Annotated in this window: 13 protein-coding genes; all 13 read left to right on the forward strand. The window is 45.1% G+C overall.

Annotated features, from left to right (window positions below; genetic code table 11):
- Window positions 1–126: 126 nt before the first annotated feature.
- Entirely contained in the window at window positions 127–654 is a 528-nt protein-coding gene (gene cysC / locus OSCI_RS21800) for an adenylyl-sulfate kinase (RefSeq protein ID WP_007357317.1), read from the forward strand.
- Window positions 655–696: 42 nt separating this feature from the next.
- The gene (locus tag OSCI_RS21805) at window positions 697–2235 is read left to right on the forward strand and encodes an SLBB domain-containing protein (protein WP_007357318.1); all 1539 of its coding nucleotides are present in this window, start codon (window positions 697–699) and stop codon (window positions 2233–2235) included.
- A 126-nt stretch (window positions 2236–2361) separates the two neighbouring features.
- Window positions 2362–2622, forward strand: coding sequence for a hypothetical protein (locus tag OSCI_RS31685; RefSeq protein WP_007357319.1), 261 nt, complete (start codon window positions 2362–2364; stop codon window positions 2620–2622).
- Between the two features lie 48 nt (window positions 2623–2670).
- Window positions 2671–4206 carry a polysaccharide biosynthesis tyrosine autokinase gene (locus tag OSCI_RS21810; protein ID WP_007357320.1) on the forward strand — a complete coding sequence of 512 codons (1536 nt, stop codon included), beginning with the start codon at window positions 2671–2673 and terminating at the stop codon, window positions 4204–4206.
- Window positions 4207–4615: 409 nt separating this feature from the next.
- A complete protein-coding gene (locus OSCI_RS21815; RefSeq protein ID WP_007357321.1) occupies window positions 4616–5983 on the forward strand; it encodes an NAD-dependent succinate-semialdehyde dehydrogenase in 1368 nt (455 codons plus the stop codon).
- Window positions 5984–6005: 22 nt separating this feature from the next.
- Window positions 6006–6173, forward strand: a complete 168-nt coding sequence (locus tag OSCI_RS30900) for a hypothetical protein (RefSeq protein ID WP_007357322.1) — start codon at window positions 6006–6008, stop codon at window positions 6171–6173.
- A gap of 104 nt (window positions 6174–6277) precedes the next feature.
- The gene (locus OSCI_RS21820) at window positions 6278–6475 is read left to right on the forward strand and encodes a DUF2283 domain-containing protein (protein WP_007357323.1); all 198 of its coding nucleotides are present in this window, start codon (window positions 6278–6280) and stop codon (window positions 6473–6475) included.
- Window positions 6476–6504: 29 nt separating this feature from the next.
- Window positions 6505–7092, forward strand: coding sequence for a thiamine pyrophosphate-binding protein (locus OSCI_RS31690; protein ID WP_234708796.1), 588 nt, complete (start codon window positions 6505–6507; stop codon window positions 7090–7092).
- A 276-nt stretch (window positions 7093–7368) separates the two neighbouring features.
- Entirely contained in the window at window positions 7369–7707 is a 339-nt protein-coding gene (locus OSCI_RS31695) for a hypothetical protein (protein WP_007357324.1), read from the forward strand.
- Window positions 7691–7837, forward strand: a complete 147-nt coding sequence (locus OSCI_RS31700) for a hypothetical protein (protein ID WP_234708797.1) — start codon at window positions 7691–7693, stop codon at window positions 7835–7837. The genes OSCI_RS31695 and OSCI_RS31700 overlap by 17 nt, the downstream gene beginning before the upstream one ends.
- A gap of 60 nt (window positions 7838–7897) precedes the next feature.
- On the forward strand, window positions 7898–8059 hold the full coding sequence (locus OSCI_RS31705; protein ID WP_234708798.1) for a thiamine pyrophosphate-dependent enzyme: 162 nt from the start codon (window positions 7898–7900) through the stop codon (window positions 8057–8059).
- A 302-nt stretch (window positions 8060–8361) separates the two neighbouring features.
- On the forward strand, window positions 8362–9537 hold the full coding sequence (locus tag OSCI_RS21830; protein WP_234708799.1) for a polysaccharide biosynthesis/export family protein: 1176 nt from the start codon (window positions 8362–8364) through the stop codon (window positions 9535–9537).
- A 289-nt stretch (window positions 9538–9826) separates the two neighbouring features.
- Window positions 9827–12019 (forward strand): GumC family protein, encoded by a 2193-nt coding sequence (locus tag OSCI_RS21835; protein WP_007357326.1) that lies wholly within the window; start codon window positions 9827–9829, stop codon window positions 12017–12019.
- Window positions 12020–12135 lie beyond the last annotated feature (116 nt).

Here is a 12135-nt window from a genome sequence, read left to right on the forward strand (position 1 = left end):
GTTACTAAAATTAGGACTTAGGCACGCATCGCCCCTTATTCCCTAGCCCCTAGCCCCTAGCCTCTAGCCCCTTCTTCCCTTCTTCCCTAGCCCCTAGTCCCTAGCCCCTAGCTCCTATTTATAACAATGACAAAAAAAGGTTTCATCTTGTGGTTTACTGGACTCAGCGGTTCAGGAAAAACAACAATTAGTAAAGCTGTAGAACCAGAACTAAAAGCCAGAGGTTGTAAAGTAGAAATATTGGATGGCGATGTTGTCAGAACGCATCTGTCAAAAGGATTAGGTTTTAGCAGAGAAGACCGCGATACTAATATTCGCCGAATTGGATTCGTAGCTCATCTTTTGTCGCGCAATGGAGTTGTGGCAATTACCGCAGCCATTAGTCCTTACAGAGTGGTACGCGACGAGATTCGCGTAATGGAACCTAACTTTGTTGAAGTATATGTAAAAGCTTCTCTGGAAACCTGCGAAGCGCGAGATGTAAAAGGGTTGTACGCTAAGGCGAGAGCAGGCGAAATTAAGGGATTTACTGGCATTGATGACCCTTACGAAGAACCCCTCAACCCTGAGATAATTTGCTCTACAGCAGAGGAAAGTATAGATGAAAGTGTTCTTAAAATTCTTACCAAACTAGAGGAGTTAGGTTACATTTGAGTTTGAAGGGCAAAATGAGGCTAAAAGCTAAAGGCGATCGCGATGATAACTAATCAAATAATTAATATCGTCAAAAGTTTAACAGCATCAACTCTGATGGCAGCGACCGCATCTTCTCCTAGTGTAGCCCAGTTGCCACCACCCCCCCCTCCTTTGCCCGTTCCTGCACCGGCACCATTTCCCATTCCCGTACAGTCAGCCATCCAAACCTCTGAAGCATACACTTTAGGAGCAGGCGATCGCATTCAAATTGACATTTTTAACGTCCCCGAATACAGCGGCCCCAACGGTCAGCACCAAATCCTTGCCGACGGTACTCTCAGCCTCCCCTTAATTGGCAACCTCGGCGTTCAAGGCATGACCTTAGAACAAGCTGCTGACGAGATTAAACAGCGATATGGCAAATACCTCAGACGGCCGGTAATTACCCTGAAATTGCTGGCCCCGCGACCTCTACAAATCGCCATTGCCGGCGAAGTTCACCGTCCCGGTTCCTATACAGTATCCCCCTCATCTGGCCCCGGTGGCTTCGCAGAGCAAGTAGGAACCCAACTCCCAACAGTCACGCGGGCCCTAAAAATGGCCGGCGGTATTACCCCCTCCGCCGACGTTCGCCAAATCAAAATCCGTCGGCCTCAACGCGGCGGGCCAGAACAAATTATTAATGTCAACCTTTGGGAATTATTGCAGAGTGGTGACTTACGTAGTGATATTACCTTACGAGATGGAGACGCTATTTATATCCCCACTGTCACTGATATTAACCGCGAGGAAAACCGCACTTTAGCAAATGCAAATTTTTCCTCAGAAAGTAATGAAGCTATTAATATTGCAGTAGTCGGTGAAGTGGCCCGTCCCGGTACTTACACTCTAGGTAGAGATATTCAAACTAATCAAATCACAGCTATCGAGGCTAATGGAAATCAAACACTGCTCAGCTCAAACGAACCTCCACCAGACACTAGCGGGCCAAGCACTGTTACTAAAGCAATTAAACTAGCAGGAGGCATTACCCAACAAGCCGACATTCGCCAGATTCAAGTTCGCCGCATCACCCGCGCCGGCACGGAACAAACGATTAGTGTTAATCTTTGGGAACTATTACAGGCGGGAGATATAACCCAAGACGTAATGCTGCAACAAGGAGATACTATTATCGTCCCGAAAGCAGATAATACAAACTCCATTGAAAATGCAGAAGTGGGAAATTCTAGCTTCTCTCCAGATACAATTAATATTAGCATAGTTGGGGAAGCGATCAGACCAGGAGCTATTGCTGTCCCGCCGAGCACTTCTTTAAATCAAGCCTTATTAGCAGCCGGAGGATTTAATAAAGCACGAGCCGATATGAGTTCAGTAGAATTAATTAGATTGAATCCCAACGGTACTGTTTCCCGGCGGACTATCTCTATTAATTTTGAGGCGGCGGTGAATGAAGAAACTAATCCTTTGCTTCGTAGTAATGACGTAATTATGGTAAAACGCTCCGGTCGTGCGGCATTCTCAGATAGAGTAGGGGGAACTATAGCTCCTTTTAGTCCATTTTTAGGAATTCTCAGAGTTTTCGATTTATTTCGATGAGCCAAAAATAAAATTTAATTTACTAATCTCAGTCAAATTCCAAAGCTCAAAACCGCGAACTATTGCAAGACTAACCAACAATCTGACTAACAATCTAAAATCCCCTTAAAAAGTTGTAGGTGCAAAATGAAGCCAGAACCAAATTCACAATTAATAGTAATTAATTCTAAGAAAACACAAGCAGCACAGCCAAAATTAAATTCCGTCCTTTATCCAGACGAGTTTTACAAACAGCAAGATAAAACTGAAATAGAACAGACGAGTATCTGGGATGTCTTTCGACGCAGAGCTATTTTAATTGTGGGAGTGACAGCAGCACTAACTACGGCAGCTTTTAGCTGGACTTTAACCCAAACAAATGAATATGAAGGTAAGTTTCAGCTATAATATAATTTTATCGATCCTCAAATCCAAACTCAACAACTTGCTCAGCAAATGAGTCAACTTCAAACTCAGAGGTTGGACACTCAAACGCAGAAAAATCAACAGGAATTACTCTACAAGAACCTGGAAGCACAGCTAGGATTAGATCAAAGACAAGCATTAATGGCATCTGCACTTACCCAAGCACCTCGCTATCAAGCTTTACTGACTCAATTGCAACAATTAGAAGCAAATATTGCGATTAATTTAGCTACTTATACTCAAGAAAGTCCGCAAATGCAATCGATGTTAGAGCAGCGCAAAAATTTGCTACCTTTGTTACGACAAGAAGCTGAGCGAGTTTTGGGTACTGACTTAGGTAAAGTTAATCCACAAGTTTTGGCTTTTCAGGATTCTGTGCGGATGAAATTAATCGAGGAATTGGTGAATACTGCTAATCAAATTCAGGTATTAGGAGTACGCAATCAGGTTCTCGAACAAGCGGAAAAACAGTTAAGTCAATACGCGCAAGTATTTCCTGTGGTGCTTCGCCGCTATGCTGATTTGCAGCGGGATTTAGAAACCAGTAATAATACGCTCAATGGTTTATTAGCCAAACAACAAGCTTTACAACTTGAAGCTGTGGGTGTGAAAGATGTGGCTTGGGATGTGATTGCTAAGCCAGAAATTCCTCGTTATCAAAATGGGGAGTTGATACCAGTTTCTCCCAATATGCCTTTAAATTTGGCTGTAGGCGGAGTTGCAGGATTGCTTTTGGGGATGCTTTTAGCGCAGTTGGCGGAACGGTTTCAACATAAGGTTTTCCACACGCCGGAAGAAGCTAAATATACTTTACAATTGCCTTTGTTAGGGGTAATTCCTGTTAGCGATAAAGTTTTGCGGCTTCCTTCTGCTGAGACTGCGGCGATTGATTTGGAAAATCCGCCTACTCCTACAAATGCGTTTCAGGAAGCTTTTAGATCGTTGAATGCTAATATTCGGTTGTTGAATGTTGACAGTCCCATTCGGTCTTGTGCAATTACATCTTGTCAAGTTGCAGATGGTAAGTCTACTGTAGCGGTAAATCTGGCAATGGCGGCGGCGGCGATGGGTCAGCGGGTGTTATTGGTAGATGCTGATTTACGGCGGCCGCAGGTGCATGAAATGTTATGCTTGCCAAATTGGAAGGGTTTAAGTAGTGTAATTACTGAGGATTTGGAGGTAGAGGAGGTGATGGTACAATCGCCAAGAGAGGATAATTTATTTGTGTTAACCTCTGGCCCATTTTTCCCCGATCCCACTAAGTTGCTTTCGTCTCGGAAAATGCAACATTTAATGGAGAATTTGTCAAGTAAATTCGACTTGATTATTTACGATACTCCGCCGCTTTTGGGTTTAGCGGATGCGAATTTGTTGGGTGCTCATACTAATGGGTTAATGTTGGTGGTGGGATTGAATCAAACTGAGCGAGAGGCCTTACTTTTGGCCTTAGAAGATTTGAAAATGGCGGGGATTCCCTTGTTGGGAATGGTGGCGAATGGGGATAAGGGAAGCAGGTATTATTATCAATCTTATGGTCAGAATTATTTTGAGCAAACATCGGCTTGAGTTACAAAAATAAAGTCCGGCGGTTGAAACCGCAGCTACACAAACAAAGTCCGCCTACGCGGACTAATAGATGTTGAGGCATCTCTTATACCAAATCCGACTTAAATAACCCTTTATTCTTTAGTCCGCGTAGGCGGACTTTGTGCGTGTAGTAGCGATTTCAATCGCCATTATTAAAGGGTCTGGGAATCTGTTGTCCGATCGCACTGACCCTCAGAAAAAATAAAAAATGCTGGCGATCGCTTCTAAACAAGATATAATTAAAGTTTGAGAGCTTTAAGCTCGATCGCATTGAGGAAGATACGGCACCAGCCGCAAATGAAAATCTTAGATTTACTCAAGTACCACCCCCGCCTAAATCAAAGCTTAGAGGGGGTTTTTGCATCTTTTTTGCAAAGGAGATGAAGCAATGGCTATTGCGACAATTAACCCCACAACGGGGGAAACACTCAAAACTTATGCACCCGACTCGGATGCAGAAATTGAAGCTAAGCTGGAATTAGCACAGCAGGCATTTAGCAAATACCGCCGCCTGCCATTTGAACAAAAAGCGAAGTGGATGCAGGCAACTGCGGATATTTTGGAACGCGATCGCGAAAAATTTGCCAAAATTATGACCCTGGAAATGGGTAAAACTTTAAAATCTGCGATCGCAGAAGTCGAAAAATCGGCTTTAGGTTGTCGTTATTACGCTGAAAATGCGCCCCAATTTCTCGCCGACGCACCAGCAAAAACCGACGCTAGCCAAAGTTTTGTCCGCTACCAACCCCTCGGCCCCATTTTGGCCGTCATGCCTTGGAACTTCCCATTTTGGCAGGTTTTCCGCTTTGCTGCACCCGCACTCATGGCCGGCAATGTTGGCTTACTCAAACACGCTTCTAACGTACCACAGTGCGCCTTAACTATCGAAGAAATCTTTACAGAAGCGGGTTTTCCCCCCGGAGTGTTTCAAACCTTGCTAGTTGGTGCCGATAAAGTAGCAAATATTGTTACTGACGATCGCGTTAAAGCAGCAACCCTGACAGGAAGCGAACCAGCGGGTGCAAGTTTAGCAGCAGCGGCGGGAAAAAGTTTGAAGAAAACAGTGCTGGAATTGGGGGGAAGTGACCCGTATATTGTAATGCCGAGTGCCGATATCGCCGCTGCCGCGTCAACTGCTGTCACCGCCAGGACGATCAATAACGGTCAGTCTTGTATTGCCGCAAAACGCTTTATTTTGGCAGACGCGATCGCCGACGAATTTCTCAAACATTTTGTCGCCAAAATGGAGGCTTTAAAAATTGGCGATCCCATGCTTCCAGACACAGATATTGGCCCTTTAGCAACCCCAAATATTCTCCAAGAATTAGACACTCAAGTACAAGCTTGCATTCAGTCGGGAGCCAAACTCTTGACTGGTGGTCGCGCTTTATCTGAGCAACCAGGAAATTTCTATCAGCCTACCATTTTAGCAGAAATTCCTGCGGATTCTCCCGCCCGCCTTGAGGAATTTTTCGGCCCAGTAGCTTTAGTATTCCGGGTATCTGGAATTGACGAAGCTATTGAGTTAGCAAATAGCACATCTTTCGGTTTAGGAGCATCAGCTTGGACGGCGGAAAAAACAGAAAGCGATCGCTTTATTTCCGAACTAGAAGCCGGATCGGTATTTATTAACGGTTTAGTCAAATCTGACCTCAGATTGCCATTTGGTGGGATTAAACGTTCCGGTTACGGTCGCGAATTGAGCGTCCAAGGAATTCACGAATTTGTTAACATTAAAACAGTGTGGGTGAAATAAATTGAAATAATCGGGAGGATAGGTGAAACCTATTAGGTGGACAGTTCACGCGCTGCAAAACCTCGCAACTCGTGAAATTAGCCGACAAGAAGCTGATCTAACACTGCAAACGCCTGAATTTATCGTTAATAGCAATCAATCTGCACGACAAATCTTTATGAAGCGGTACTTTGATACAAATTTACAGTAGGAAATGCTAATGCGAATTGTAGTAGAAGAAACTTCAACAGAGATAGTAGTTTGTACGCTGTACAAAACTTCGCAGATTCACAGATACTTGAGAGGACTTTAGTTATGAAAGTAGCTTACGATCCCGAAACAGATTCACTGACAATTACAATGCGAGAAAGTCGGATTAAAGAAAGTGATGAAGTTTACCCAGGTGTAATTTTAGACCTTGGCTATGATGGTGAAATCGTGCGATTTGAGATTTTGTCAGCATCTAAAGTTGTCCAAAAACTCCCCCAAATTCCAGTTGTTTTAGGCGAATAAATCCCAATTTACAGAGGAGAAAAACGGAAATGAATACAGCTCAATTATTAGTGAAATGTCTGGAAAATGAAGGCGTAGAATACGTATTCGGACTCCCTGGTGAAGAAAATCTCGAAGTTTTAGAAGCCTTGAGAAATTCTTCAATTAAGTTTATCACCACTCGCCACGAACAAGGCGCAGCTTTCATGGCTGATGTTTACGGACGTTTGACAGGAAAAGCCGGCGTTTGTTTATCTACCTTGGGGCCAGGTGCAACCAATTTAATCACTGGCGTTGCTGATGCTGACTTAGACGGTGCTCCCCTAGTAGCAATTACGGGACAAGTCGGGACAGACAGGATGCACACACAATCTCATCAATATTTAGATTTGGTCGCAATGTTTGCTCCAGTTACTAAATGGAATGCTCAAATTGTGCGCCCTAGTATTACTCCCGAAATTGTCCGCAAAGCATTTAAAATTGCTCAGAGCGAAAAACCAGGAGCAGTTCACATAGATGTGCCAGAAAATATTGCGGCAATGGAGGTTGAGGGTATTCCGCTTAACAAAGACGATCGGGAAAAAACCTATGGTGGCTTTCAGAGCGATCGCAGATACCAAGGAGTCTACCATATCTAAAGCTTGATTAATCCCCTGAATTTTAGTTGGCAATGGAGCAATTCGTGCCTTAATGCAAGTGCGGCTTTAACGGAATTTGCCAACTACTATTTTAGGAATGTCCCCGTTGCTAATACTCTTTACCCCGCCTTGGCAGCCAAAGGAATGATTCCTTATACTCATCCGTAGTAGCCCTTATCGGTGCGGCGGGTTATACAGAAGCAGGGACTACAGCATTAGCATGCGCTTTTGATAATACCGCACTGCCTAGTGATTGCCATTGGCTATGACGTGTAATTGAGTATTCGCCCAAGAAATGGAATCCTCAAGGCACCATGTCCTATTATCCACATTGGCGTTGATCCAGCAGAAATTGACAGCAGCTATATTCCTATTGTAGAAGTTTTAGCCGCGATATTTCTGACATCTTTGAATGAAATTTTACGGCGGACAGATCGCAAGGGAAAACCAGTCCAACCATTTGCCGTACAATTACGCAGCCGATATTGCGCGCTCGATCTACGATGCGCTCATGAAACTAATCAGATGATGGTTTTCCTATTAAGCCCCACAAAAATAGTCTTAGCGACTCTATCGAAGCAGAGTGATGGGCCTCAGGATGATATTCAAGATTGATCTCAAGATGTGGGCGCTCATAAAATGTGGATGGCCCGTCACTACCACTGCGATCAGCCCCAATACCTGTTTAATTTCTAATGGGTTTGCGGCGATGGGAATTGCGATTCTCAGGCGCGATCGCAGCTGAAACTTGTTTATCCCGACAGGAAAGTAGTCAGCGGCTAAGCGGTGACGGCGGTTTGTATGCATGAATTGCCAAGAGTTAGAAACTGCGCTGCGAGTAGGTACTAATTTTGTTACTCTCATCTTTAATGATGGCGGTTATGGCTTGATTGAGTGGAAGCAAGAAGATTACGTTTGGCAAGTCAGTCTTATCGATCAAGCTATCGGCAATCCAGATTTGTGCTGAAGTTTGCCGAAAGTATGGGTTTGTAAAGCGCTATCGAGTTGAAGCTGCAAGTGATTTAATTCCTATACTCAAAGAAGCCCTTGCCCAAGATTTACTCTGCTGTGATTGACTGCCCTGTAGACTACCGAGAAAATGCTATTTTTAGCAAAAAAGCTGGAGGTTTAAGCTGCATAGATGTAAATTAGGTAATTGGTAATTGGTAATCGCTAATCGCTAATCGCTAATGATAATTGGTAATTGGTAATTGGTAATTGTTATTGTTCGCTGTGCTCCGCGTGTCAAGCGCAGCGCAGTTGTTCGCTGTGCTCAGCAAAGTGAATTTGCGGGGCCTCACTGTCGAACAAGCACAGCAAGTTATCCGCGATCGCCTCAACAGATTTATCAAAAATCCCAATGTTGCTGTCTCCCTGATAATTCAGCGTCCCGTAACCGTCACAGTCACAGGTCAAGTCGCCAGGCCTGGTTTTTATCCCCTACCAACTCCTCAAATCTCTGCGGCCCTTTTCGCAGCATCCGGTACTACTTCCACTGCTGACTTGCGAGGGGTACTGGTACGCCGCACTTTAGCTAACGGTGCGATCGCCGAACAGAAAATCGACCTACTAACCCCCCTGCAAACTGGTATCGCGCCGCCCGATTTGCGTCTAGAAGACGGAGATGCCATTATCGTGCCTTACCAACAAGTCACAGCCGATCGCAAGTCCGACCGCGATGTGGCTGCCAGATACAGCTTGGCGGCGGCCCAGGGGCCCGTACAAGTCACAATTGCGGGAGAGGTGAGTAAGCCTGGTTTTTATACTTTACCTGCTGGTTCGGGGCGGATTTCTGGTGCTTTAGTCGCTGCGGGAGGCGCAACTTTGAAAGCTGACTTGCGGGAAGTGCGAGTGCGGCGGACATTAGTTGATGGTTCGACAGTGGAAGAACCAATTGATTTGTACACTCCCTTAGTAAATGCTACAGAACTGTTCGATTTCCCTTTGCAAAATGGAGATGCGATCGTTGTTCCAGAACTAGAAGCAGGTAAAGAGCAAGATTACAACCGCGCTTTAGTTGCTAAGTCAACTCTGATTAAGCCCCAGATTTATGTTCGAGTTTTGAGCTACGCTAGTGGTGGGCTAACTTCATTCTATGTACAAAATGGTAGTAGATTTTTAGATGCTCTCAATGGCGTGCCTCTCAATGCTGCTGACCTCCGAAAAATCGCCCTATTTCGCTTCGATCGAGAGCAAGGTATAGCCATTAGCCAAAAACTAGATGCTAAGGCTGCTTTAGAGGGCGATGTTTCTCAGAATCCTTTACTGGAAGATAACGATGTGATTGTCATTGGTCGCAATTTGGTAGAGAGAATTAGCTATGTTATCAATACTGCTACTCGACCATTCCGCGATATTTTGGGATTCGTTCTTTTCTTCGAGCAGTTGCGAGAAGGAGCACAAAATCTCTTCGGGCCAAATTCAAGTGGTGGTTCTGGACGATAAATGAAGAAGGGGCTAGGGGCTAGGGGCTAGGGGCTAGGGAAAGAGGGGGAGCGGGGGAGCGGGGGAGCGGGGGAGCAATATCAGGACTTACGCACCCAACCACAGAAACCGGGTTTTTTGACGAAAATACTTCGCTGTTACCCAGATTCTCTCAAAAACCCGGTTTCTAGGGCCATGAGCGTAAGTCCTGAATATGCCAATTACCAATTACCAATTACCAACTAACAACTAACAACTAACAACTAACAACTAACAACTAACAATTACCAATTACCAATTACCAATTCCTATGGCTCCAGTAATAGTTAAGCGTTATCTAATTGCTTTCAAGCAATACAAATGGGTCGGATTAGTCACTTTTGCAGCAGCAGTGGGCGTGTCAGGGTTAGTAGCAACTCGTCCAGAAACAGCTCCTAATTACACTGCTACAGGTATTCTTAGCTACCACCGTCCTCCTGTGATCTTTTCAAGCACTGCTACTGATATTCAAAAGCAGGGGCAGGAAGTAACAAAAGAAATGCTGCTGGACAAAAAGGTAATCGAAGCAGCAGCGAAAGAAGTAGAGGTTTCGCCAGAAAAGATGACAAAAAATGTGTCAATAAAGATGCCGAAATCAAACGACCAAGGTGCGGGAATTGAAGTCTCTTACAAGAATAAAGATCCTAAGAGAGCAGAAAAAATTGTAGATACAGTAATGAAGGAAATGGTTAAACAAAGCCAGTTAATTAATACTTCTATACTGCGAGAGACGATCGTCCAGATTAACAACCGTTTACCACAGGTAATTCAGGATCTCAGAGCTGCTGAAGAAAAACTTCAACTCTACGAGAGACGAGAGGGAGCATCTATTTTGGCATTTCAGACTGCTGCTTTGCCTCAAGCGATCGCCTCAGCGCAACAGCAACAGCGGACGATTCGATTTCAGTTGGACGGCGTTAATGCTCAAATTAACAGCCTGGAAGGGCGATTGGGATTGAATGCAGATCAAGCTTACGTGGCTCAAGCTCTGGCTGCTGACCCAATTATTGCTCAACTGCGATCGCAACTTTTCGATATTGAGTCTCAGTTACAAGTGCTGCGCCTGGATTTTCAGGACGAACACCCGAAAGTAGTCGAGTTAACTAACACCAAACAAGCACTGGATCAACAGTTACAGCAGCGAGCGGCTGAGGTACTTGGAGGTGACGGAGTAGCAGCACCCTTAAGTGCGGCGAAGATTCGAGTAGACTCTGCTTTAGATCCCGCCAGACAAGAATTAGCTAAAACTTTGATTAATTTGCAAACTCAGCGGGAGATGCTGCAACAGCAACTTGTTGGTATTGCGAAAACGGAACAACAACTGCGGCGGGAACACGCGACGCTTCCCAATAAACAGTTAGAACAGACGCGCATCGCACAGGAAGTAAACCTGAAGAAGACTCTCTACGATAAGATGCAATCTGCCCGGGTGGATGCTCAGGCGGCGATCGTGGAGACAACAGGTTCTTTGAGAATTTCTCAGTTTGGAAAAGCTGAGAATCTCAAATTGACTCCTAAAAGTCGGTCTGCAATCTTGGCAGTGGGGGGATTTGCTGGGATATTACTAGGGGGCGGAGTCATCTTTTTACTGGGAATGCTGGGTGGGAAGTTCTACACTTGGGAGGAAATTCGCTCGGCTTTGGAAGAAGGGGATGTGGAAGTATTGGGAATTTTGCCTTTTGCGATCGCCCTTGACTCCAGTAGAGATGATATGCCGATCGCCCTGGAAGCTAATTCTCCTTATCTAGAATTTTACGAGAAACTTCGCAGCAATCTACGCCGCGTTGGAGAAAAACCTCCGAAGCTGGTAATACTAACTTCTGCTACTGCTCTTGAAGGCAAGACTTTTAGCGCTTACAATTTAGCGATCGCCTCGGCTCGTGCTAGTAAGCGGACTTTGTTAATCGAAGCAGATTTGCGATCGCCCTCTTGGGTTCAATTTTTGAAAGTCGCTCCCGATCCCGCTAGTTCTATTGAACCCCTACGTTACTACGGCGATCTCTGCGAGTGCATTCGGCTTGTCCCAGCCGTTGAGAACCTATTTGTCATACCCAGTCCCGGGCCTCTGCGACAAGCCGCTGCTGTACTGGAATCCAGCGAAATCCGGCGGCTACTTACAGAAGTTCGCCACCGCTTTGATTTTATAGTTATCGACTCCCCCCCTTTAAATGAATACAGCGATGCCCTGACCTTGGAACCATATACTGATGGCATAGTTTTAGTAACAAGGCAAGGTCATACTAATTCTGAAACATTGACTGAAGTAAGCGATCGGTTAACAGAATTTGATGAAGAGCTAAACAAAGTAGGGCCGCGACTGTTAGGAGCGATCGTTAATGGTGCTGACATTGCAGTTGAGTTCCCCGATCGGATTGAGGAAATAGATATCCCCCTCGTACACTTTGCTGATTCCCCTACACAAGTGAAATCAAAACCAATGTCAAAACCAAGAAGAAGGGGCTAGGGGCTAGGGGCTAGGGACTAGGGAAAGAGGGGGAGAGGGGGAGCAGAAGAAGGGGCTAGGGGCTAGGGGCTAGGGACTAGGGAAAGAGGGGGAGAGGGAGATGGGGGAGAATTTTT

The organism is Kamptonema sp. PCC 6506, from assembly GCF_000180455.1.
GTDB lineage: Bacteria > Cyanobacteriota > Cyanobacteriia > Cyanobacteriales > Microcoleaceae > Kamptonema > Kamptonema formosum.